Below are 23,658 nucleotides of genomic sequence, written 5' to 3'. Positions count from 1 at the left end.
AATCCGCGACGGGGGATTGGGCCTGCAACGCAGGCTGTCGATGGGGTAAACTCCCGCCCATCGCTGTCTGGAGTGACTTATGCGCGCAGAGTTGAACCAAGGCCTGATCGACTTCCTCAAGGCCTCCCCTACCCCGTTCCATGCCACCGCCAGCCTGGCCAAGCGCCTGGAGGCGGCCGGCTATCAGCGTCTTGACGAACGCGAGACCTGGGCCACCGAGGCCAACGGTCGCTACTACGTCACGCGCAACGACTCCTCGATCATCGCCTTCAAGCTCGGCCGCAACTCACCGCTGCACGACGGCATTCGCCTGGTCGGCGCCCACACCGACAGCCCTTGCCTGCGGGTCAAGCCACAGCCGGAGCTGCAACGCCACGGGTTCTGGCAGCTGGGCGTGGAAGTCTACGGCGGCGCGCTGCTGGCGCCGTGGTTCGACCGCGACCTGTCCCTGGCCGGGCGCGTGACCTTCCGCCGCGATGGCAAGGTCGAAAGCCAGTTGATCGATTTCAAGGCACCAATCGCCACGATTCCGAACCTGGCCATCCACCTCAATCGCGAAGCCAACCAGGGCTGGGCCATCAACCCGCAGAACGAACTGCCGCCGATCCTCGCCCAGTTCGCCGGTGACGAGCGCGTCGACTTCCGTGCCGTGCTCACCGATCAACTGGCCCGCGAACACGGCCTGAATGCCGACGTGGTGCTCGATTACGAGTTGAGTTTCTACGACACCCAAAGCGCCGCGGTCATTGGTCTGCACGGCGACTTCATTGCCGGCGCGCGCCTGGACAACCTGCTGTCGTGCTACGCCGGCCTGCAAGCCTTGCTGAACGCCGACACCGAAGAAACGTGCGTACTGGTGTGCAACGATCACGAGGAAGTTGGCTCGTGCTCGGCCTGTGGTGCCGACGGCCCGATGCTGGAACAAACCCTGCGTCGCCTGCTGCCTGAAGGTGAAGAGTTCGTTCGCACCATTCAGAAATCCCTGCTGGTGTCAGCGGACAACGCCCACGGCGTGCACCCCAACTATGCCGACAAGCACGACGCCAACCACGGCCCCAAGCTCAACGCCGGTCCGGTGATCAAGGTCAACAGTAACCAGCGCTACGCCACCAACAGCGAAACCGCCGGGTTCTTCCGTCACCTGTGCATGGCCGAAGAAGTGCCGGTGCAGAGCTTCGTGGTACGCAGCGACATGGGCTGCGGCTCGACCATCGGCCCGATCACCGCCAGCCAGCTGGGCGTGCGCACCGTGGACATCGGCCTGCCGACCTTCGCCATGCATTCGATCCGCGAACTGTGCGGCAGCCATGACCTGGCGCATCTGGTGAAGGTGCTGAGCGCGTTCTACGCCTCTCGCGAGTTGCCATAACCGCTACTCCCCTGTTTGGATGGCCCCATGTGGCGAGGGAGCTTGCTCCCGCTGGGCTGCGCAGCAGCCCCAAAACTGCGGTTGAATGCAGATTTGCCAGTGCTGCGCACTGGAGCGGGAGCAAGCTCCCTCGCCACAACCGTGTTCGCCTCAGGATCGCGGGTGATGTGACACACATCATCACAACCCGGCAAAACCCCGACTAGACTGGCCTTATCCCCCCTGACAAGGCCGTCTCCATGGTTTCCATGTCTTCGTTCAACAGCATGCTGGTCCCCATCATCGCCGGCATGATCCTGCTGGCCATCGGCTTCAACTTCCGTGACAAGAACGTCGGGGTCTTCGCCATGTGGATCGGCATGTTGCTGATCCTCGCCACGGTGTTATTCAGGATCCTGGCCAAACTCAACGAGTCAGCCTGAGTTCACCTCAAGCGGGCGATTGCTCGGGCACATCCACCCCGACATGAATCGCGTCGTGTCGCCAGAACTCCAGGTCGCAGTCGATCAGCCGCTGGTGCTGGTCATAGTTGACCCGTGCGATGCGAAGCCCGGGGCTGCCCACCGAAACCCTCAACGCCGCTGCCGCTTCCGGCTGTAGAGAGGTGGGCACGATTTCGAACTTCACCCGGCCGTAGTGCAGGTCGTAATGGCGGGCGTACAACTCGGTGATGGACTGGTTGAGATCGAACTCGAGGATGTCCGGAAAATACTGCGGGTTCAGGTAGTGTTCGACGTACAGCACCAGGCGCTCGTCGATACGGCGCACGCGGCAGATCTGGATCACGCTGGACAGCGCCGGCAGTTGCAACCAAGCACACACGGCCGCCGAAGCCGGTTGCAGGCGCGCCGAGATCACTTGGGTAGAAGGCACACGCCCCTGGGCCGCAACCATGGCGTGGAAATGGCTACGCTGCATCAGGTTGTAGGCCAGGCGCGGCGGCGAGACGAACCAGCCCCGGCGCTCCTCCCGATAGATCTGCCCCTGGGCTTCGAGCTGCAACAACGCCTCGCGCACGGTAATCCGCGTAGTTCCGAACAATTCACTGAGCTTGCGCTCGGCCGGCAACTTGCTGCCCGGCGCCAGCAACCCGTGGTCGAGTTGCTCTTGCAGGACCTGTCCGATGGCTGTCACCGCTTTGGTTGCATCGATGCGCATCAACGTTACCTATCTGGACTAGGCCAGCACTGTTTCGGGGCAGGATCGACGGTTCATCGATCCACTTCTGGGTCCAGCAAGCCTAGGCACTGCACATGACTGGCAGATGACAGAGCCGCCGAACGGTCGTTGTGCCAGCGTGCAAATTAACGGCCAAGTCCTTTCATATCAGCTGTTTAACCATGGTCTACGCTTAATTCGCAGCCAACCTCCACGAGCCGGGTATTTCCTGGAGCCTCCAACACCGACATCAAAATGTCACAGGGCTCGCCTACATTGGCTCAGGTATTGCTGACCTAGACCAACACAACCGCAATCGCAGCGTTGAAAACGCCCATAGGAGCTTCGGATGAAACAGCTTTTCCTGGCATCACTGTTAGGCTCGACCATTGCCATGTGCACCGCCGCCATGGCCGCTGACACCGATCTGAAAACGTTGGAAGCCGCTGCGAAAGCGGAAGGCGCCGTCAACAGTGTCGGCATGCCCGATGACTGGGCAAACTGGAAAGGCACCTGGGACGACCTGGCCAAGGTCTACGGCTTGAAACATATCGACACCGACATGAGCTCGGCCCAGGAAATCGCCAAGTTCGCCGCCGAAAAAGACAACGCCAGTGCCGACATCGGCGACGTCGGGGCGGCGTTCGGCCCGATCGCGGTCAAGCAGGGCGTGGTCCAGCCCTACAAGCCAAGCACCTGGGAACAAGTGCCCGCCTGGGCCAAGGACAAAGACGGCAACTGGGCATTGGCCTACACCGGCACCATCGCCTTCATCGTCAACAAGAAGCTGCTGCACGGTTCCGAAGTGCCGACCAAATGGGCTGACCTGAAGACCGGCAAGTACAAAGTCTCCATCGGTGACGTGAGCACCGCGGCCCAGGCCGCCAACGGCGTGCTGGCGGCGGCCCTGGCCAACGGCGGCGACGAGAAGAACGTTCAGCCGGCCCTGTTGATGTTTGCCGAGATCGCCAAGCAAGGGCGCCTGTCCATGGCCAACCCGACCATCGCCACGATGGAAAAAGGTGAAGTCGAAGTCGGTGTGGTCTGGGACTTCAACGGCCTGAGCTACAAGGCCAAGATGGCCAACCCGGATGACTACGTCGTGCTGATTCCGTCCGACGGCTCGGTCATCTCCGGCTACACCACCATCATCAACAAATACGCCAAGCACCCGAACGCCGCCAAGCTGGCCCGCGAGTACATCTTCAGCGACGCCGGCCAGATCAACCTGGCCAAGGGCAACGCCCGTCCGATCCGCGCCGAGCATCTGAAACTGCCGGCAGAGGTCCAGGCCAAGCTGCTGCCGAACGAGCAATACAAAGGCGTGACCCCGATCAAGGATGCGGATGCGTGGGAGAAGACTTCCAAGGCACTGCCGCAGATGTGGAATGAACAAGTCATCGTCGAGATGAAGTGAGGCGGTAGTCAGACCCGCTCGGATATCCAACGAAGATCCATATTGTGGGAGCAGGCCCTGTGGGAGCGAGCTTGCTCGCGATCAACGATGACACGGTATTGCTGTTGAACCGTGTCGCCTTCATCGCGAGCAAGCTCGCTCCCACAGAAGCTCGCTCCCACATTGGACCTGCGGTGAGTCCGAGTTTTCTGGTGTCCATCCGGAGTCCTGGTATCCATGAAGCACAACGTCATCCTGGTGGTGCTCGACGGTCTCAACCATGAGGTCGCCCGGCATGCCATGGGGCATTTGCAGGCTTACGTCGGCGCAGGACGCGCGGCCCTCTACAAACTGGAATGTGAGTTGCCCGCCCTGTCCCGCCCACTCTACGAATGCATCCTCACCGGCGTCGTGCCCATCGACAGCGGGATCGTGCACAACAACGTCACGCGCCTGTCGAACCAGCGCAGCATTTTCCACTACGCCACCCAGGCCGGCCTGAGCACAGCGGCTGCGGCGTACCACTGGGTCAGCGAGCTCTACAACGCTTCGCCCTTCGTGGCCGGTCGCGACCGTCACACCGACAACCCCGACCTGCCGATTCAATACGGGCATTTCTACTGGAACGACCACTACCCCGATTCCCACCTGTTCGCCGACGCCGAACACCTGCGCCAGCGCTACTTGCCGAACTTCCTGCTGGTGCACCCGATGAATATCGACGACGCCGGCCACAAGCACGGCCTCGATACCCCGCAATACCGCAACAGTGCCCGCTCGGCCGACATCAACCTGGCGGTCTACCTGCAAGCCTGGCTCGACGCCGGTTACCAGGTACTGGTGACCTCCGACCACGGCATGAACAACGACCGCTCCCACAACGGCCTGCTGGCCGAAGAACGGGAAGTGCCGCTGTTCGTCCTGGGTGACAGCTTCAGCTTCGATCCCGCGGCCACGCCGAGGCAGACCGAGCTGTGCGGCACGATTTGCCAATTGCTCGGCGTCGACCACGACAAACCCTATTGCCAGGAGTTACTCAAATGAACGCCATGACGCGCGGCAAATGGCTGGCAGCGTTGTGCCTGGTGCCCTTCGCGATTTTCTTCATCGTGTTCCAGATCGCCCCGCTGCTCTGGGTGCTGGTCAACAGCCTGGAATCGGAAGAGTTCGGCTGGGGCCTGGCCAACTTCAGCAAGATCTTCAGTTCCAAGTTCTACCTGCAAGCCATCCAGCACAGCCTGGAGATCAGCTTCTGGTCCAGTGTGTTCGGCATCGTCATCGCCGTGCTCGGCAGCTACTCATTGCGCCGTGTGGATTCGCGGCTGCGCAACTTCGTCAATGCCTTCGCCAACATGACCAGCAACTTCGCCGGCGTGCCCCTGGCCTTCGCCTTCATCATCTTGCTGGGGTTCAACGGCAGCATCACGATCATGCTCAAGCAGGCGGGGATCATCGAGGATTTCAACCTGTATTCGAAAACCGGGCTGATCATTCTCTACACCTACTTCCAGATTCCCCTCGGCGTGCTGCTGCTCTACCCGGCCTTCGACGCCCTGCGCGAAGACTGGCGCGAATCCGCCGAGTTGCTCGGCGCCAGCGGCTGGCAGTTCTGGCGGCACATCGGCTTGCCGGTGCTGACCCCGGCGCTGCTGGGCACCTTCGTGATCCTGCTGGCCAACGCCCTCGGCGCCTACGCCACGGTCTACGCGTTGACCACCGGTAACTTCAACGTGCTGCCGATCCGAATCGCCGCCATGGTCTCCGGCGACATTTCCCTCGACCCGAACCTGGCCAGTGCCCTGGCCGTGGTGCTGGTGGCGTTGATGACCATCGTGACCATCGTCCATCAGTTGCTGCTCAAGAGGAGCTACCATGTCTCGCGCTGAACCGGGCTCCGTCGGGCTCTATCATCGGGCGGTGGTGTACCTGCTGTTCGCCATCCTGCTGCTGCCCCTGGCCGGCACGCTGGTCTACTCCATCGCCAGCAGTTGGTCGGCCACCGTGCTACCCAGCGGCTTCACCTTCAAATGGTATGTGCAGTTGTGGAGCGATCCGCGCTTTCTCCACGCCTTCGGTCAATCGTTGCTGGTCTGTGTCGGTGCGCTGGTGCTCTCGGTGGTGTTGATCCTGCCGTTGCTGTTCGTGGTGCACTACCACTTCCCCAAACTCGACGCACTGATGAACATCCTCATCCTGCTGCCGTTCGCGGTGCCGCCCGTGGTGTCGTCGGTGGGGCTGTTGCAACTCTATGGCTCCGGACCGCTGGCGATGGTCGGTACGCCGTGGATCCTGATCGGTTGCTACTTCACCGTCGCCCTGCCGTTCATGTACCGGGCGATCACCAACAACCTGCAAGCCATCAACCTGCGCGACCTGATGGACGCCGCCCAACTGCTTGGCGCCAGCACCTTCCAGGCCGCGTTCCTGGTGGTGCTGCCGAACCTGCGCAAGGGCCTGATGGTGGCGCTGCTGCTGTCCTTCTCGTTCCTGTTCGGCGAATTCGTGTTTGCCAACATCCTCGTCGGCACCCGCTATGAAACCCTGCAGGTCTACCTGAACAACATGCGCAACAGCAGCGGCCACTTCACCAGTGCGCTGGTGATCTCCTATTTCTTCTTCGTACTGGTCCTGACCTGGGCGGCCAATATCTTGAACAAGGACAAAAGCCAATGAGCTACGTCAGCGTCCAACACCTGCAAAAAAGCTATGCCGGCACCCCGGTGTTCAGCGACATCAACTGCGAGATCGCCAAGGGCGAATTCGTCACCCTGCTCGGCCCTTCCGGTTGTGGCAAGTCCACGCTGTTGCGCTGCATTGCCGGCCTGACCGCAGTGGATGCCGGCCAGATCATCCTCGACGGACAGGACATCGTCCCGCTGAGCCCTCAGAAACGCGGCATCGGCATGGTCTTCCAGAGCTACGCCTTGTTCCCGAACATGACCGTGGAGCAAAACGTCGCCTTCGGCCTGCGCATGCAAAAGGTCGACGCCTCGGACAGTCGCCAGCGCGTGCTGGAGATCCTGCGCCTGGTGGAGCTGCACGATTTTGCCGCCCGCTATCCCCATCAACTCTCCGGCGGCCAATGCCAGCGTGTCGCCCTCGCCCGCTCCCTGGTCACGCGGCCGCGCCTGTTGTTGCTGGACGAGCCGCTGTCAGCCCTGGATGCGCGGATTCGCAAGCACTTGCGTGAACAGATCCGACAGATCCAGCGTGAATTGGGCCTGACCACGATTTTCGTCACACATGACCAGGAAGAAGCCCTGACCATGTCTGACCGGATTTTCCTGATGAACCAGGGAAAGATCGTACAAAGCGGCGATGCCGAAACCCTTTACACTGCGCCAGTCGATGTCTTTGCCGCCGGCTTCATCGGCAACTACAACCTGCTGGACGCCGACAGCGCGAGCAAACTGCTGCAGCGGCCGGTGAACGGTCGCATCGCCATCCGCCCCGAGGCCATCGAGCTGAGCCGCAGCGGCCAGGCCGATGCGCTGATCCGCAGCCACAGCCTGCTGGGCAACGTCATCCGCTACCGGGTCGAAGCCCGTGGCGTGGAATTGGTGGTGGATGTGCTCAACCGCTCGGCCGCCGACCTGCACCCCGATGGCGCACGGTTGGCACTTTCCATCGATCCATCGGCGCTGTGTGAGGTAGCCTGATGGCTTTGTTGATTTTGAAAAGGGAAACACGCTGATGGCCCTGGCAATTTTTGATCTGGACGAAACCCTGATCCACGGCGACTGCGCCACCCTCTGGAGCGAACAGATGGGTCGCCTGGGCTGGGTCGATCCCGAGTCATTCATGCGGCGCAACCACGAGCTGATGGACGCCTACAGCCACGGCAAGCTGAGCATGGAAGAGTACATGGACTTCAGCCTGGAACCGATGATCGGCCGCACACCGGAAGAAATCGAGCACCTGGTGGCGCCGTGGGTGGAAGACTTCATCGAACCGATCATCTTCAGCGACGCCACCAAGACCATCGCCGAACACCGCAAGGCCGGCGACCGGATCCTGGTGATCTCGGCCTCGGGCACGCATCTGGTCAAGCCGATTGCCGAACGCCTGGGCATCGATGAGATCCTGGCGATCAATCTCGAAGTGACCCATGGCGTGTACAGCGGCAAGACCGAGGGCACCCTGACCTACCGCGAAGGCAAGATCGCGCGGTTGCTGGATTGGCTGGATGCCGAGGAAGAAAACCTGGAGGGGGCGAGCTTTTACTCCGATTCCCGCAATGACCTGCCGTTGTTGCAACGGGTAGACTACCCCCATGTGGTGAACCCGGATCCGGTGTTGAAGGCCCATGCCGAAGCGGCCGGGTGGCCAATCCATAGCTGGAAGTGAGCAACCCGGTGTGGGAGCGAGCTTGCTCGCGATAGCGGTGGATCAGCAGACATTGATTTAGCTGATACACCGCAATCGCGAGCAAGCTCAGCTCCCACAGGCTCAGCTCCTACAGCTTCAGCCCCTAGCCCAGCAGCAGCCACAGGCTCCAGCCGAGCAACAACAATCCGCAGAGACGACTGAGCCAGAGTCCCTGCGGCAGGTTTTTCTCCAGCAGGATGAAGGCACCGATCACTGCCACCCAGAGCAGATTCATCACGCCGACCACGAACAGCAGGCCCATCAGGGCCCAGCAGCAGCCCAGGCAGTAAGCGCCATGGGCCAGGCCCATGCGCCAGCCGCCGAGCACGTCGGGGCGCCAGTAGCCGAGAAGAAAATGCAGCGGCCCGCGACAATGCTCAAGGCAGACCGCCTTGCTCGGCAGCCACTGATAGACGCCTGCGACCAGCAGCAGGCCAGCGCCCAGGGCGGTACTGCTGCTGCGCATCCCCGGACTGAGCAGGGCAAGTCGCTCGAGCGCCCATTGCAGCGCCGTGGCGCCCAGGGCGAAGCCGGCCCAGACCAGGCCATAGGCGCTGCAAAACAGCAGCAGGGCCAGGTGTCGCTGCGGTGCCGGCATGCGCTTGCGCAGCATCTGCTGGTAGATCAGCAGCATGGGCACGGCACTGGGCAGCATCATGCCGATCATCATCACCACCCACATGACGAACATCAGCAGCGCATCGCTCAGGCTCCAGGGCATGACCATACCGGCCATTGCCGCATCGGCCATGCCACCCGGGGCACTCATGTCGCGGGCCATGCGCAGCAGCATCAGCCAGGCCAGGACGGTCAGCGCGAGCAGGCAGAGCAGGAACAGCAACTGCTCGCCTGTCAGTCGCTTGCTCGGCGTCGCCGCCCGAGGCCCTGCCATTACGGCTCTATGCCATGGCCGGTGAAGTGTACGTGGGCGAGATGGCTATGACTGCCCTGGGACTGTAGCTTGAGGGCTGAATGCGTCTGGTAGCTGCCGCTGGCGACTTCGGCCTCAAGGAACTCGAAGCCGTTGGGCAGGGACAGGCGGACTCGATGAGGTGAACCGTCGATCGGGCTACGGATCGGCTCGCCGCTGGCCTGCAGCACGCCTGGAATGTCCAGGTGCGCCAAGCGCTGATCGACATCGATGGTTAAGGTGATGGGCACGAACAGCGGTTCGAACGCTTCACTCATGGTGCTGCTGAACACCTGGAACACGTTGGCCCCGGGGTCGCTCTCCAGGCCAGAGAGGATGGTCAGCAGGGCCTGGCGTTGCGCCTCGTCGGCGCGTTCATCGATGAACACCTGACAACTGCCGTTGCCCTCATGAATGGCGCCCGGCCAAGCGAAGGTGGCAGCCCAGCACAAACCTCCCAGCGCCACCTGATTGAAATACCCGTGCTCCACTCGCATCGACGCCACCGCCTGGCAGTGGCCCCGGGTCGGTGGCGCATCGAATTGACAAGGACAGCCCCAATTACAGTTGCAGGCAACGAATTCGACGCCCTGCATGCGCCATTCGGCGATGGCCATGATCAACCTCTTCACCTGGCGGGTGAAATGAAAGCTGCGGTTACCCCCATCCCTCCTTAATTAACGCTAGCAGGGGGCGCGCATCGGGTACGGGCTGCCGACCAAAGGTCCGCTTGCCCGTGGTCGCCGGACAAAGGTGAAAGCCACTGTCAATTGGGATGAAGGTGCCCGTCATGTCGGTGCGAGCATGCAAATGCTCCTGTAAATAAAGACACCTGTGGGAGCGAGCTTGCTCGCGATGACGGTCGCACACTCAACAACTTTGTTGACTGTCACACCGCTATCGCGAGCAAGCTCGCTCCCACAAGTCTGCGCAAAGTCAGCTCAGGCTCTCGTCGATCAGCAACACCAACTTGCCCGATACCTGGTTGGTCGCCAGCTCCGCGAACGCCGCTTCGGCGTCCTTGATCGCGAAGGTCCGGGCCAACTGCGGGCTCAGGCGCTTGTCGGCAAACAGCGGCCACACCTGTTGCCCCAGCTCACTGATCAAGTCAGCCTTGAACTGATCGTCACGGCTGCGCAGGGTCGAGCCCAACAGTTGGATACGCTTGCCCAGCACCTGGGCCAGATCGAGCTCGGTCGAGCGCCCGCCCATCAGGCCGATCAACACCCAACGGCCGTCAACTGACAAAAGTTTCACGTTGAGCTTGGCGTAGCTGCCACCCACCGGATCGAGGATGACGTCGAAGGGACCGAGGTCGTTCAAACCCTCCAGGCCATCGGTGCGTACCACGCCGCCCTGGGCGCCCAAGGCCTCGCAATAAGACAGCCGTTCGGTCGAACCGACACTGACCCAGCACGGGTTGCCGAACGCCTTGCACAGCTGGATCGCGGCTGAACCGACGCCGCTTGCCCCGGCGTGCAGCAGCACTTTCTCGCCCGGCTTGAGCGCCGCCAGCTGGAACAGATTCAGCCACGCGGTGCTGTAGACCTCAGGCAGCGCGGCCGCTTCAGCCAAGGACAAGCCTTCGGGCACCGGCAGCACATGGCGGCCATCGACCACCACCTCCTCGGCCATTCCACCGCCGGCCAGCAACGCGCAAACGCGGTCGCCCACCTGCCAAGACGAGCCCGGCCCGACCTCGCTGATCACCCCGGAACACTCCAGCCCCAATACCTGGCTGGCACCGGGTGGCGGCGGGTAAAGCCCGGCTTTTTGCAACAAATCGGCCCGATTCAGGCCGGCGGCCGCCACACGGATGCGAACTTGCCCCACATCACACGTCGGGCTCGGCTCATCTGCCCATACCACTTGGCCTTCAACGCCTTGCAATGCTTTCACGGTGCCTCCATAGTGAGTCTCGACTGGGCCCGCTGCTTCAACGCCGGGCTTTCTTGCATTATGCGCCCGGGCCACATGGAACCGGCGACTTCAAAGACGGCCTAATATGCGTTATCAATTGTCCCCGCGTCGAATCAGCATGAAGCACCTGTTCCCCAGCACCGCCCTCGCGCTCGTCATTGGCCTCGGCCTGTTACCGTTGTCGAACGATACGTTCGCGGCCAACAGCTGGGACAAGCTTCAGCCCGATCGCGACGAAGTGATTGCCAGCCTTAATGTCGTCGAATTGCTCAAGCGCCATCACTACAGCAAGCCGCCGCTCGATGACGCGCGCTCGGTCATCATCTATGACAGCTATTTGAAGCTGCTCGATCCATCGCGCAGTTATTTCCTGGCCAGCGACATCGCCGAATTCGACAAGTGGAAAACCCAGTTCGACGATTTCCTCAAGAGCGGCGACCTGAACGCCGGGTTCACCATCTACAAGCGCTACCTGGACCGCGTGAAGGCGCGTCTGGACTACGCCCTTGCCGAGCTGAACAAGGGCGTCGACAAAATCGACTTCAATACCAAGGAAACCTTGCAAGTCGACCGCAAGGACGCCCCTTGGCTCAAAAGCACAGCCGAACTCGATGACCTGTGGCGCAAGCGCGTCAAGGACGAAGTGCTGCGCATGAAGATCGCCGGCAAGGATCCCAAGCAGATCCAGGAAACCCTGACCAAGCGCTACAAGAACCAATTGGCACGCCTGGACCAGACCCGCGCCGAGGACATTTTCCAGGCGTACATCAACACCTTTGCCATGTCCTACGACCCGCACACCAACTATCTGTCGCCGGATAACGCGGAAAACTTCGACATCAACATGAGCCTGTCCCTGGAAGGCATCGGTGCCGTGCTGCAAAGCGACAACGACCAGGTGAAGATCGTGCGCCTGGTCCCGGCGGGCCCCGCAGACAAAACCAAACAGGTCAGCCCGGCGGACAAAATCATCGGTGTCGCCCAAGGCAACAAGGAAATGGTCGACGTGGTCGGCTGGCGCCTCGACGAAGTGGTCAAGCTGATCCGCGGCCCGAAAGGCTCGGTGGTGCGCCTGGAAGTCATCCCGGCCAGCAACGCGCCGAACGACCAGACCAGCAAAATCGTGGCCATCACCCGTGAAGCGGTGAAACTGGAAGAACAGGCGGCGAAGAAATCGGTCCTCAACCTCAAGCAGGACGGCAAGGACTACAAGCTCGGCATCATTGAGATCCCGGCTTTCTACCTGGACTTCAAGGCCTTCCGCGCTGGGGATCCGGATTACAAGAGCACCACTCGTGACGTCAAGAAGCTGCTGACCGAACTGCAGAAGGAAAAGGTCGACGGCGTGGTCATCGACTTGCGCAACAACGGCGGCGGCTCCCTGCAGGAAGCCACCGAGCTGACCAGCCTGTTCATCGACAAGGGCCCGACCGTGCTCGTGCGTAACGCCGATGGCCGAGTGGATGTGCTGGAAGACGAAAACCCGGGCGCGTTCTACAAGGGGCCGATGGCCTTGCTGGTCAACCGCTTGTCGGCATCGGCCTCGGAAATTTTCGCCGGCGCCATGCAGGACTATCACCGGGCACTGATCATCGGCGGCCAGACCTTCGGCAAAGGCACCGTGCAGACCATCCAGCCGCTCAACCACGGCGAGCTGAAGCTGACCCTGGCGAAGTTCTACCGGGTGTCCGGCCAGAGCACCCAGCACCAGGGCGTACTGCCTGACATCGATTACCCGTCGATCATCGACACCAAGGAAATCGGTGAAAGCGCCCTGCCCGAAGCCATGCCGTGGGACACCATCCGGCCGGCGATCAAACCGGCCGTGGACCCGTTCAAGCCGTTCCTGGCCCAACTCAAGTCCGACCACGACGCGCGCTCGGCCCAGGATGCGGAGTTCGTGTTCATCCGCGACAAACTGGCCCTGGCGCAGAAGTTGATGATGGAGAAAACCGTCACCCTCAACGAAACCGACCGTCGTGCGCAGCATGCCGACATCGAGGCCAAGCAACTGGCCATGGAAAACCTGCGTCGCAAGGCCAAGGGCGAAGAACCCCTCAAAGAGCTGAAGAAAGAAGACGAAGACCTGATCACCGAGCCGGAGAAAACCAAGCCGGAAGACGATGCCTACCTGAGCGAGACCGGGCGGATCCTGCTGGATTACCTGAAACTCAATACGGCGATCGCCAAGCACTAAGATGATGGCCATTTAATGGTGATGCTCGTCGGAGTGTCATCAAACTGACATCAGTCTGTCGTGAAATACAGGACTGGGTGCCCCGCACCCGGTCCTTTTTTTATCGCCAGAGATTGCCATGACCACGACAGAACAGCTGAGTGCCTTGAGTTCGATCCTGGCTCAAAGCGGTTTGCACAGTCTGTTCCAACCGATCATCTGCCTTTCCGAACGGCGCATCGTGGGCTATGAAGCGTTGACCCGCGGCCCTTCCAACAGCCCGCTGCACTCGCCCATCGCGCTGCTCTCCGTGGCGCGCCAGGCCGGACGCCTCAGCGAGCTGGAGCTGGCCTGCCGCCGCAGCGCCTGCCAACGCTTCAACGAGCAAAAACTGCCGGGCAAGCTATTTCTCAACGTCTCGCCCGAGTCCCTGCTGGAATCCGCGCACCAGACGGGGCGCACCCTGCAATTGCTACAAGACTTCGGCATCGCACCCAGCCAGGTGGTGATCGAACTGACCGAACAGACCCCTATCGATGACTTCCAGCTCCTGCAAACCGCCCTGCATCACTACCGGGCCATGGGTTTCTCGATTGCCCTGGACGACCTCGGCGCCGGTTATTCGAGCCTGCGGCTGTGGTCCGAATTGCGACCCGACTATGTGAAGATCGACCGGCATTTCATCGACGGCATCCATCAGGACGCCCTCAAGCGCGAGTTCGTGGGCTCGATCCTGAAAATCGCCCGGGCTTCCCGCGCCCAGGTGATTGCCGAGGGAATCGAACTGCCGGAAGAACTGGCGGTGCTGATCGAAATGGGTGTCGACCTGGTCCAGGGTTATCTGCTGGCCCGCCCCCAGGAACAACCGTCACGCGATGCCAGGGCGCTGATGCCCAGGCAGGACAGTGGCGTGGCGGCGCTGAGCGATGAGATCAACGACCTCAGTGCGCTGCTCAACGAACAACCGGCGATGGCTCACAACACACCGACCGCCACCGTGCTGGAAGCGTTTCGGCGCCAGGCCAACCTCAACTCCCTGGCCGTGCTGGACAATCAGAACCAGCCCTGCGGTATCGTCCATCGCCATTCACTCTCCGACGCCTTGCTCAAACCCTTCGCCACCGACCTGTTCGCCCGCAAGCCCATCAGCCGGCTGATGAGCGATGACTTTCTCGCAGTGGAGTTGAACCAATCGCTGCAACAAGTCAGCCGCCTGATCACCAGCCGCGCCCGACAACGCATCGAAGAAGACTTCATCATCACCCTCAACGGCAGCTACCTGGGCCTGGGCCGGGTGATCGACGTGCTCAAGCTCATCACCGAGCTGAAAATCCAACAGGCCCGCTACGCCAACCCACTGACCCTGCTGCCGGGCAACGTCCCGATCCAGCAATGCCTCACGCGCCTGCTGCAACAGCGGCAGGAATCGGTGATCTGTTACGTGGACATCGACAGTTTCAAACCCTTCAACGACATCTACGGCTACGGCCGCGGCGACGAAGTCCTGCTGTGCCTGGCCCAATGCCTGAACGAACGCATCGACCCCAGCCGCGACTTCGTCGGCCACATCGGCGGCGACGACTTCCTGCTGGTCCTCGGCCCGGAAGACTGGCGCAAACGCCTGGACCAATTGCTGAGCGACTTCCAGACCCATTGCCGGCGCTTCTACCGGCCTGAACATCTGGAGGCGGGGTGCTTTACTGCGTTGAATCGACAGGGGGTTCGCCAGGATTTTGCGCTGTTGTCGCTGTCGATTGGGGTGGTGCATCTGCGCGCCGAGGCCTGCGAGAAACTGGATGCCAGCCAACTGGCGGAACTGGCTTCCCAGGCCAAGCACCATGCCAAGGAGATTTTGGGGGGGAGTGTGTATTTAGTAGATGGTTTGGCTGAGCGGGAGGCTGTGGTGGAGTTGGGGTTGTCGGTGTAAGCGGATTCTCCATTCACCGCGGCCCGAACGCCCTGGCGCAACCCCTGTGGCGAGGGAGCTTGCTCCCGCTGGGCTGCGTAGCAGCCCCCTTCTGAACAACGCCGCGGTGTGTCTGGTTGATCGAGCAGACTGCTTTGGGGCCGCTTCGCAGCCCAGCGGGAGCAAGCTCCCTCGCCACAAAAGCGGTTTGGTGGTAAATGGCCTACCAAGTAGATTGATCTTCAAGGGCTGCTTTTCTGAGATCTTCCTTCCAAGTTTCTTTTGCCAAGACATAAACATCCTGAAGAAACTCTTTAGGATTTTTTAAGTTATACCATTCCCCACGAGGCCAGCTACCCGCACAATCTTCGTCTATCTCAAACAAACTTTTAAAGTCAAAGTTCGGATCATTAAGCTTGTCACCCAAAAACTCAACCAATACATATCTATGTCTATAGGATAGGCAATCTAAATCCAAACCATATTTAACAATCAACTCTGATCTGTCACGCTTATTCTCAGGATCGTAGACCTCTAGTATTGCCCCGAGTGTTTCTTCACGATCATACACATCAAACTGACCCACAAACCACATCAAGTCAGGTACAAACTCCTCATTTAGAAAAGGGTGCATCAGCATCATTTTTTCTCCATAGGAAATCCGGTGTAAGGTACTCCACCCTTACCAAACTTCACTTCAAACCAATTTAAATCTTCGTTCAACTTAGGATTTTGTTTATCCTTTTTATTTGGTTTGTAGCCACGCCCTGCTCCCGGTAACTCCTGCCTGACACCTCTATCTTTTTTGTGATCTACACCAGTAAACGGATCCAGTCCAAGCTTTTCTCTTGTCATAGCTTTATTTAGCGCATTCAAATGAATCCGCCAGTTGCTAAATTGGGAGCTTAGACTTCCATTAGCTCCCTTGGGAATTTCACCCGTGTGCGGATTCGCACCGTTAATGGCACGCTGTTTGAGCGCTACATCTGATATTTCCGGACTGTGTTTTTCAACAGTGTGCATATGGTATTTTTCTTCCATAGTAACAACCCGTCTCTTAGCATTCGCCTCCCCCAACTCATCAATCCGCGCCCGCCGCTGCTCCGCCGTCATCGGCAACCGCGGCTCACCCTCATCTACCTGGACCTTACCCGCCGGATCCTGCCCCCCAACCGCCGGCCGACACCCACCCTTCCCCGGACAATCCACCAACCCCAACGGATCCACCCACCCCGTCGGGTTCACCGTGTACCGATACCCATTGAGCCCACCCGCCAACTTGCTCGGATCAGGCGTCAAATAACGGCCGGTCTCGGGATTGTAGTAGCGGTGCCGGTTGTAGTGCAGGCCGCTTTCCGGGTCGAAGTATTGGCCCTGGAAGCGCAGCGGTTGTTCCAGCTGTTCACCGCCGCCGTGGGTGAGTTCGGTGAGTTTGCCGTAGCCGTTGTAGCGCGCCGACCAGACGATCTGGCCGGTGGGATTGGTCAGTTCCTGGGGGGTGCCCAGGTGGTCGAGGTGGTAGTAGAACGGGCGGGCGTCGGGGCCTTCGCCGTCGAGCAGGGCTAGTGGGCGGAAGGTGCCCGGTTCGTAGACGTAGCTGCGGTGGTGGTGCGGGCTGTTTTCGGCGACGACCTGGTCGCCCTGCCAGAAAAACTCCGTGGTCAGACCGTCCACGGTCTTGCTGATGCGTCGGCCGAAGGCGTCGTAGCGGTAGGACGTTTCGCGGCCGTCGACCGTGGTGACGCCGATCAGGCGGTGTTGGCTGTCGTAGCGGTAGGCGCTGACCAGGGCCTGGCCGCGGCGTTCGCGGATCAGGTTGCCGAAGGCGTCGTAGTCGTAGTGGCGGTCGCCCTCCCTCAGCAGGCGGTTGCCCTTGAGGGTGGTCGGCCCGGGGCGGTCCTGCATCAGCAGGTTGCCGGCCGGGTCGTGGCTGAAGTGTTCCGGCGGTTCGCTGTGGGAAAAGTCGATGCGGGTCAGGCGATCCAGCGGGTCGTACTGGTAGCGGCGGCGGTTTCGCTGGTCGGAAAGGCTCTGGAGGTTGCCCCGGGGGCTGTAGGCATAGTCGCGCCAGAACAGTTGCTGCTGGGGGTTCTGCCACACGGTCTGGGCCTTGAGGCGGCCCTGTTCGTCGTACGTGTAATCACTGAGCAGCTGGCCCTGCCGGCGTTGCCGTTCGCGGCCGCCGTCAACGCGGTGTTCGGTCAGGCGCGCGCCGTTGAGGTCGATGGCGGTCAGCGCGCCACCGGGGGCGTGGTGGTAGTCGAGTTGGCTGTCGTCCGGCAGGCGCAGGTGGTTGAGGCGCCCGCCGGCATCGTAGCGATAACGCAGGGTGCCCCAGCCCTGGTGTTCCGTGACCAGCCGATCCTGGGCGTCGTATTCGAAGGCCAGCGGATGATCGCTGCCGTCGTCGACGTGGACCAGCCGGCCCAGTTCGTCGTAGCGATATTCGATGGCCTGGCCGTCGGGCAAGGTCTTGATCCGCAGCCGCCCGGCCGCGTCACGCTGGTACCGGGTGACCCGTTGCGAACCGTCCTCGCCGTGCTCGGTTTTCTCCAGCAAGTGGCCGTTGAGGTCGTAGGCGTAGGCGGTGCGTTGGCCGTCGAAGCCGATTTGCTGTCGGATCAAGCCGTTGGGCGTGTAGTCCAGCTGATATCGTTCGCCGGATTCGTTTTCGATCTCGGTCAGCAACAGCCGCGCCGAGTCGTAGCGGTACTTCAGCTCGCTGCCGTCAGGGTTCAGGCGGCGGCTGACCAGGTGCAGGTCGTCGGCGTATTCGTAGCGGGTGGTTCGGCCCTGCTCGTCGCGCTCGGCGATGACCTTGCCGTAGGCGTTGTAGCTCCAGGCCCGGGTGGCGCCGGTGGGCAGGGTGACTTGCAGCAGGCGGCCGACGGCGTCCCATTGGTAGTGCGTCAGGGCGCCGTGTTCGTCCCGGCGACTGAGCAAACGCCCCAGGGCGTCGTAGGCAAAACACCGCCGACCGCCGTCGGGCAGGAGCTCTTCGGTCAGTTGGCCCAGGCGACTCCAGGTGAAACGATGCTCACCACCGTCCGGGTCATACCTGGCCAGCAGTTGCCCATGGGCGTCGTAGGCATATTCCGTGCGCTGGCCGTCGGGATCGATGCTCGCGATCACATCGCCCCGGGCATTGCGGCGGTAGGTCCACACGGCCTTGCCACGGGAACGGGCGTGCAGAAAGCCGTTGCGGTACTCGTAGGAAGTCGGCGCTTCGTCCGGCGGAATCAGCGCCACCAGCCGTCCGACGTCGTCGTAGCGGTATTCGCTGACCGCCCCCAGCGGGTCCTGTTCGGCGATCAAGCGGCCCTGTTCGTCGTAGGCCTTGAGGTGCTCGCCGCCGTCGGGCTCGACCTTGCGCACCAACCGCGCCCGGTCGTCGTGGACATACACTTCCTGGCTGCCATCCAGGTGCCGGACCGTGACACGGCCGTCCTCGCCCCAGGTGTAGCGGCTGTCCATCTGCGCGAAGGAGGCCCAATGCCGTACGCAGCGGGACGCCGGCCCGGCGCCTTGCCATTCCCAGTAGAAACTCGCCCCGCCGGCCAGTTGCCGCTGGAGGATGACGTGCTGGTCGTCGTAGTCGTAGCGTTCGCTTTCACCGGCGGCATTGGTCGCTTCGATCAGTCGGAAACGTCCGTCGTAGCGGTAGGACACCAGCGTCTGCTCGGTCCGCCAGGCTTCGTCGAGGGTGAGGGCCGGGTGGAAGCTCTGGTAGTCGACGGCGACCAGGTGGCGCTGTTCGTAACGCAGGCGCAGGGAGCGCCCGGCGCCGTTGTCCAGGCGGCTGATGTCGCCGTGGATGTTGCGCTGGACGCTCAGGCGGTTGTCGTAGCGGTCACTGAGGGCGAACAGGTGGCCGTCGCGAAAGTGCAGGAACGGAGCGTTTCCCCGGGCTGGGCGATGATCAGTTCGTCCGGCTCGGCCCCCAGGTAGATCGCCGCCCGGGCCAGGCTGTTGTGGATCGCCGGACGCTGAGCGGTGGGCAGTGGAAAGCTGGTGCGGCGGTTTTCCTGGTCGACCCAGGTGATCTGCTCGCCCTTGAGCTCCAGGCGATGGGCCAGGGCATGGCTCCAGCCGCGTCCGAGGCCGACGTCCAGGGCGACGGCGCTGGTGCGGTACAGCCGGGTGAAGACGAACGGCAAGCGCCCGTCGAGGGTGCCGTCGTCCAGGGTCAGCAGTTCTTCGCCGGTGACCATCGACACCGGGCAGCCACTGGTCTGGGTCTGGGCCGCGGTGTCGGCGCTGTCGCCGTTGGGGTTTTTCGATTGGGCGGGGGCGTCGTCGTGGGGTTCGTGTTTTTTCAGCGTGGTGTTGCGCTGCGCATCCCAGCGCAGTTGCATACGGCCTTTTTTTATTCCCGCCGCGATGCCGCGCGCCGCCACGGTTTTGTAGCGGGCCACGTAGGCCATGAAGCCGTTGACCACCGCGAAGATCGCCTTGACGAAACGCTGCATGGCGTTCAGCAGGGTTGCGCCGTGCCTGGCCAACCGCATCGACAGGTAGGCGATCCCGGCCCCCGCCCCGGCAAAGGTCAAGACCACGCCGATCAGCAAGTCGATCACGCACTGCACCACCACGGTCGAGAGTGCTTCGGCCGTTTCGCCGGCGACTTCGCTGGGCGGCAGCATCTCCAGCCAGAGGCTGGCGGTGCGCACCAACAGGCACAGCGCCGCTTCGTCGCTGGCCAGCAGTTGCAGCTTCGCCATCAGCAGCGGCGTGTCTCGTGCCAGTTTCTTCAACTGATCAGCGCTGCCACCCAATCGCTGAACAAACTGGCCAGGATCCTTGAGGATGTCCGACAGCAGACCGATGCTGTCCCACACCCCCTCGATCGCCGCCCAACTGCCGGCGAGCAACCCGTTCCCCATCGCAGCCGCCGATGTCGCCAAGGACTGCCGGGCCCATCGCGGCTTGAAGCCTTGCCACTCACCCCGTAGCCAGTCCGTCAGATCCCGAGTCAAGCCATCGTAGGAAGAAAACAGCTTCTCGATCTGCCCGGGAGACACCTCGCCCTGGACATGGACCCGATAGGACTTGCCCGCCTCCCCCTCGAAAGTCCCGAGCCCCTGGGCGTCCAGGGTCACCGGCGTGACCTTGCCGCTGTTCACCTCCACCACATCCACCACGATGTCGCCCAGCGGGATGTCGTACACCGACTCGAACTTGCTCTCGATCGTCATCACCCCACCCAGGGGGCACTGGACGACCGTGGAGAGGAAATCATCGTCACCACTGCTGACGGCGGTGGTGCTGTCGCCGAAACGGATCAGCCGTTCCATGCCCATCAGCGAGGGCAAGTCGGCCGCGTGGCTGGCGCGGTCCGCCGCCCGGCTGTACCAGCGCTCAAGCTGCTCGCGGTAGACCGCCAGGGTGTCCTTGAAACTGTCGAGTTCCTGCTCGATACGGTTCACCTGCTCCATCAGGACAGGGCTCGCTCAAGGGCCGGCAGGAAAAAACGGTCGAACATGGGCAGCGTCTCGCAGCACTCAGGGAGCGCGAGACTGTGCCGGGGATGACGGGGGAATTAAGTCGGGGGAACTGGACAAAGGATGTAGGGCGATTCGCTAAATCCGCCCGATTGCGTCACGAATAGCCTGTGGATAACGCTAGCGGTCGCGAGCTTCGAGTGCCTTGAGCTTGATCTCGGCCAACGGATGCCCGGCTTTTGCCGCCAGGGTCCACCAACGTGCCGCTTCGACCGGGTCCGGCGCCTTGCTGGTTGTACCGGCCAGGCTGATCACGCCAACCTGGTAGGCCGCCTTGCCATCACCGGCCAGTGCCGCCAGCCGCAGCAGGCGAACCCCTTCTTCACGGGCGCCCAGCCCTTGGCCGCGAAACGTGAGGATGTGCCCATAGAAACTTTGCGCACCGACGTCGCCCAGGTTCGCCATGCGTGAGAATTGGCCCTCGAGCCAGGCCCAACCACGCGCCTGGCGGACGAACCAAGACCAGTGAAACAACCGGCGCGCCAGCCAATAACCGACCCGCGCCTTGAGTCGCCAGAGCACTCAGGCCTCCGCCGACTCGGGGTATTCGTATTCAAACACCCGGACCACTTCCGAAGCGTGCCAGGAGGCGGCGGCCACCCCATCGGAAGGCCCGGAAAAACGCCCCAGGCGCTCAACGCATTCGAAGAAGCCCGTGCGCGGCAACCGGCTCGCGCCTTGGCTGATCACCAGGGAACTGCGCAGCGGCTGTTCTGCCCGAGCGTCCAGCGCCGCCAGGTGTTCAAGGGCCGCAGTCAAGGTCTGCATGGCCGGGCTGGGGAGCTGCAAGCGCTCCAGCAAGGCGCGGTAAGTCAATAAATGGCGTTGGCGACGCGCCTGGTCCAATTCACCCAACAACCCATCCCAATGCTGCCGACTGATGCGTACGCTCACGATTCTTCCCTCCAACCCGGCACCGTCAACTCCCAGGCCAGACTGCGCCGAATCGCGGCATCGGGCTGTCGCTCGCCGCTCTCGATCAAGGCCAGATAAGACGGGCTGATACCTACCGTGCGGGCCAGCGCCTCGATGGCGATGCCCTTCCCTTCGCGCAAACTGCGTAACTGATCCAGGCCAGGGAGAACCTGGCCGGGTGCCGCCGCGTGACGGACTGTCGCTTCGCGCGGCGGAGCTTGATCGATGCCTGCTGCCTTCAACAACGCTTGGTACTGATCCCACGGCAAAACCGCGTACTCGGGCTCTCCATCACGTGTGATTATTTGAATATCCATGTCTACCCCGTAGGACAACAACACTTAGCGAGTCAGCCTTTTTCCTTGGAAGTGTAATCCTAAATGCTGGCTAAGGTCGCGGGGTGATGAATTCTCTGGGGATCAGGGCTTTTTCTGCCCTTGGAGCTGGAGTTGTTCCGGGGTATCGGGAAGCCTTTCGACTTGGGCCAGTTTCTCGGGAGACTGCCGATAACGCCAGGCGCGGAATGCCTCGAGTTCGACGTCGAGGGTTTTCATGACCCATGCCAACACTGCGATATCGTCGAACATGCCAAACATCGGCAAGATATCCGGAATCGCGTCCAGGGGACTGAGGAAATACATGAGCCCGGCCACCACCGACAGCATCGACTTGGCGCTGACCGCGCGGTATTCGCCCCGCCAGTAAGCCAGGCACAAGGCCTGCAACAGGCGCAGGTCCTCCTTGAGCTTGCCCAGCCGCCCGCCCTCCCGGGCACCTTTGCTGGCGACGGCAAAGAGCAACGTCGGTAATCGACCGCGGGCCAGCAGGCGGCCTGCCAAGGGCAGAAATCGCGCAAAATTCCACGGGGCCTTCATTTTTTCTCCCACTGAAATGTTATCCACACAAATTGTGGATAACCTTGTGAACAGAGCTGCATTTCACCGCTGAAGCCCCCGTTTCATAAGGGCCCGGCTTAGATCGGGCGTTTTTTACTCACATAAAAAAACCCAATATTTCATTGACTTGACCGGCTGACTGCGTCTAGCACAGCGCCTGTATTGCCTATGACTGTAGCCTGCCACGTGCGTTCGGTTTTTTTACCATTTGCCGTAGCCCAGATGCGACAACGCCCCGCATGAGCGAGGCGTTGTCGTTATAGCAGACGCGATTACTTGGCTGCGTCTTCTTTTGCCGGATCCTTGATCGCCAGCAGTTCCAGGTCGAACACCAGGACCGAGTTGGCCGGGATGGCCGGGCTCGGGCTCTGGGCGCCGTAGGCCAGGTCGCTCGGGATATACAGCTTGTACTTCTCGCCGACGTGCATCAGTTGCAGGCCTTCGACCCAACCCGGGATCACGCCGCTGACCGGCAGGTCAATCGGGCTGCCACGCTCGACGGAGCTGTCGAACACGGTGCCGTTGGTCAGCTTGCCGGTGTAGTGAACGGTCACTACGTCGGTCGGCTTAGGCTGTGGGCCATCGGCTTTCTTGACCACTTCGTACTGCAGGCCGGAAGCGGTGGTGGTAACACCGGCTTTCTTGCCGTTTTCCTCGAGGAATTTCTTGCCAGCGGCTGCCGACTCTTCACTCATCTTGGCCATGCGCTCTTCGGCACGCTTTTGCAGCGCGGCAAAGGCTTCGACCAGTTCTTCGTCTTTCAGCTTCTGTTCTTTCTTGCCGACGGCATCTTCAATGCCCTGGGCGACCGCTTTGGAGTCCAGGTCATCCATGCCTTCCTGAGCCAGGCTCTTGCCCATGTTCAGGCCAATACCGTAGGAAGCTTTCTGCGCCGGGGTTTTCAGCTCTACGCTGGTCTGCGAGTCGCAACCCGCGAGTACCAGGCCAACCAGGGCCACCGCCGCCGCCAACCGATGCTGTTTCATGCTATTTCCTTGTTCATGCGCCTAAAGGGCAATCGAATAAAGCCGCGAGCTTATCAGGCGGCCACGACCAATGGCTACCGGCATGTGAGCCGCAAAGTGATGATAAGTTCAGGCCCGCAAACGCTTTTTAATCTTGGGCAAATGAAGCATCTGTCAT

General features: G+C 61.6%; 20 protein-coding genes and 1 pseudogene. 10 read left to right on the top strand and 11 right to left on the bottom strand.

Annotated features, from left to right (window positions below; translation table 11 throughout):
- Nucleotides 1–79: 79 nt before the first annotated feature.
- Nucleotides 80–1,369: a M18 family aminopeptidase gene (locus J4E63_RS15595; RefSeq protein ID WP_014339686.1), complete on the top strand. Its 1,290-nt coding sequence runs from the start codon at nucleotides 80–82 to the stop codon at nucleotides 1,367–1,369.
- A 239-nt stretch (nucleotides 1,370–1,608) separates the two neighbouring features.
- Entirely contained in the window at nucleotides 1,609–1,791 is a 183-nt protein-coding gene (locus tag J4E63_RS15590; protein ID WP_060741113.1) for a hypothetical protein, read from the top strand.
- A gap of 7 nt (nucleotides 1,792–1,798) precedes the next feature.
- Here J4E63_RS15590 and J4E63_RS15585 read toward each other — a convergent pair whose 3' ends face one another.
- Nucleotides 1,799–2,527 (bottom strand): UTRA domain-containing protein, encoded by a 729-nt coding sequence (locus J4E63_RS15585; protein WP_207282605.1) that lies wholly within the window; start codon nucleotides 2,525–2,527, stop codon nucleotides 1,799–1,801.
- 349 nt (nucleotides 2,528–2,876) lie between these two features.
- Here J4E63_RS15585 and J4E63_RS15580 point away from each other — a divergent pair, with 349 nt between their 5' ends.
- The 6 genes from J4E63_RS15580 to J4E63_RS15555 all read left to right on the top strand — a co-directional run bounded on the left by J4E63_RS15580 (nucleotide 2,877) and on the right by J4E63_RS15555 (nucleotide 8,270).
- Nucleotides 2,877–3,944 carry an ABC transporter substrate-binding protein gene (locus J4E63_RS15580; protein WP_207282604.1) on the top strand — a complete coding sequence of 356 codons (1,068 nt, stop codon included), beginning with the start codon at nucleotides 2,877–2,879 and terminating at the stop codon, nucleotides 3,942–3,944.
- A gap of 216 nt (nucleotides 3,945–4,160) precedes the next feature.
- On the top strand, nucleotides 4,161–4,967 hold the full coding sequence (locus tag J4E63_RS15575) for an alkaline phosphatase family protein (protein WP_207282603.1): 807 nt from the start codon (nucleotides 4,161–4,163) through the stop codon (nucleotides 4,965–4,967).
- The gene (locus tag J4E63_RS15570; protein ID WP_060741109.1) at nucleotides 4,964–5,809 is read left to right on the top strand and encodes an ABC transporter permease subunit; all 846 of its coding nucleotides are present in this window, start codon (nucleotides 4,964–4,966) and stop codon (nucleotides 5,807–5,809) included. Before J4E63_RS15575 ends, J4E63_RS15570 begins: the two co-directional genes overlap by 4 nt.
- Nucleotides 5,796–6,596: an ABC transporter permease gene (locus J4E63_RS15565; protein WP_060741108.1), complete on the top strand. Its 801-nt coding sequence runs from the start codon at nucleotides 5,796–5,798 to the stop codon at nucleotides 6,594–6,596. Before J4E63_RS15570 ends, J4E63_RS15565 begins: the two co-directional genes overlap by 14 nt.
- On the top strand, nucleotides 6,593–7,582 hold the full coding sequence (locus J4E63_RS15560; RefSeq protein WP_060741107.1) for an ABC transporter ATP-binding protein: 990 nt from the start codon (nucleotides 6,593–6,595) through the stop codon (nucleotides 7,580–7,582). The genes J4E63_RS15565 and J4E63_RS15560 overlap by 4 nt, the downstream gene beginning before the upstream one ends.
- 34 nt (nucleotides 7,583–7,616) lie before the next feature.
- A complete protein-coding gene (locus J4E63_RS15555) occupies nucleotides 7,617–8,270 on the top strand; it encodes an HAD family phosphatase (RefSeq protein ID WP_207282602.1) in 654 nt (217 codons plus the stop codon).
- Between the two features lie 124 nt (nucleotides 8,271–8,394).
- Here J4E63_RS15555 and J4E63_RS15550 read toward each other — a convergent pair whose 3' ends face one another.
- From J4E63_RS15550 to J4E63_RS15540, 3 genes are all read right to left on the bottom strand, one after another.
- On the bottom strand, nucleotides 8,395–9,183 hold the full coding sequence (locus tag J4E63_RS15550) for a DUF2182 domain-containing protein (RefSeq protein ID WP_207282601.1): 789 nt from the start codon (nucleotides 9,181–9,183) through the stop codon (nucleotides 8,395–8,397).
- A complete protein-coding gene (locus J4E63_RS15545) occupies nucleotides 9,183–9,818 on the bottom strand; it encodes a DUF1326 domain-containing protein (protein WP_207282600.1) in 636 nt (211 codons plus the stop codon). Before J4E63_RS15545 ends, J4E63_RS15550 begins: the two co-directional genes overlap by 1 nt.
- 319 nt (nucleotides 9,819–10,137) lie before the next feature.
- Nucleotides 10,138–11,100 (bottom strand): zinc-binding dehydrogenase, encoded by a 963-nt coding sequence (locus J4E63_RS15540; RefSeq protein ID WP_207282599.1) that lies wholly within the window; start codon nucleotides 11,098–11,100, stop codon nucleotides 10,138–10,140.
- 139 nt (nucleotides 11,101–11,239) lie between these two features.
- Here J4E63_RS15540 and J4E63_RS15535 point away from each other — a divergent pair, with 139 nt between their 5' ends.
- Entirely contained in the window at nucleotides 11,240–13,318 is a 2,079-nt protein-coding gene (locus tag J4E63_RS15535) for a carboxy terminal-processing peptidase (protein ID WP_177431744.1), read from the top strand.
- A gap of 118 nt (nucleotides 13,319–13,436) precedes the next feature.
- Complete coding sequence (locus J4E63_RS15530) at nucleotides 13,437–15,224, top strand: bifunctional diguanylate cyclase/phosphodiesterase (protein ID WP_207282598.1); 1,788 nt, start codon at nucleotides 13,437–13,439, stop codon at nucleotides 15,222–15,224.
- Nucleotides 15,225–15,426: 202 nt separating this feature from the next.
- Here J4E63_RS15530 and J4E63_RS15525 read toward each other — a convergent pair whose 3' ends face one another.
- The 7 genes and pseudogenes from J4E63_RS15525 to J4E63_RS15495 form a co-directional block, all read right to left on the bottom strand.
- Nucleotides 15,427–15,846, bottom strand: a complete 420-nt coding sequence (locus tag J4E63_RS15525; RefSeq protein ID WP_207282597.1) for a hypothetical protein — start codon at nucleotides 15,844–15,846, stop codon at nucleotides 15,427–15,429.
- Nucleotides 15,843–20,638: pseudogene (locus tag J4E63_RS15520) on the bottom strand (RHS repeat-associated core domain-containing protein). Before J4E63_RS15520 ends, J4E63_RS15525 begins: the two are co-directional and overlap by 4 nt.
- 186 nt (nucleotides 20,639–20,824) lie before the next feature.
- Nucleotides 20,825–21,226, bottom strand: coding sequence for an SEL1-like repeat protein (locus tag J4E63_RS15515; protein WP_092330380.1), 402 nt, complete (start codon nucleotides 21,224–21,226; stop codon nucleotides 20,825–20,827).
- Complete coding sequence (locus J4E63_RS15510; protein ID WP_003179080.1) at nucleotides 21,227–21,598, bottom strand: hypothetical protein; 372 nt, start codon at nucleotides 21,596–21,598, stop codon at nucleotides 21,227–21,229. It abuts the gene before it with no gap.
- The gene (locus tag J4E63_RS15505) at nucleotides 21,595–21,936 is read right to left on the bottom strand and encodes a helix-turn-helix domain-containing protein (protein WP_053124879.1); all 342 of its coding nucleotides are present in this window, start codon (nucleotides 21,934–21,936) and stop codon (nucleotides 21,595–21,597) included. Before J4E63_RS15505 ends, J4E63_RS15510 begins: the two co-directional genes overlap by 4 nt.
- Before the next feature lie 102 nt (nucleotides 21,937–22,038).
- Nucleotides 22,039–22,494: a YkvA family protein gene (locus J4E63_RS15500; protein ID WP_072406553.1), complete on the bottom strand. Its 456-nt coding sequence runs from the start codon at nucleotides 22,492–22,494 to the stop codon at nucleotides 22,039–22,041.
- 293 nt (nucleotides 22,495–22,787) lie between these two features.
- A complete protein-coding gene (locus tag J4E63_RS15495; RefSeq protein WP_003204577.1) occupies nucleotides 22,788–23,501 on the bottom strand; it encodes an FKBP-type peptidyl-prolyl cis-trans isomerase in 714 nt (237 codons plus the stop codon).
- Nucleotides 23,502–23,658: the final 157 nt, after the last annotated feature.

Origin of the sequence: Pseudomonas sp. FW300-N2F2, from assembly GCF_017351655.1 — a bacterium.
GTDB lineage: Bacteria > Pseudomonadota > Gammaproteobacteria > Pseudomonadales > Pseudomonadaceae > Aquipseudomonas > Aquipseudomonas fluorescens_AA.
Note: the sequence above shows the minus strand (reverse complement) of the source record. Positions and strands in the feature narration are given on the sequence as shown.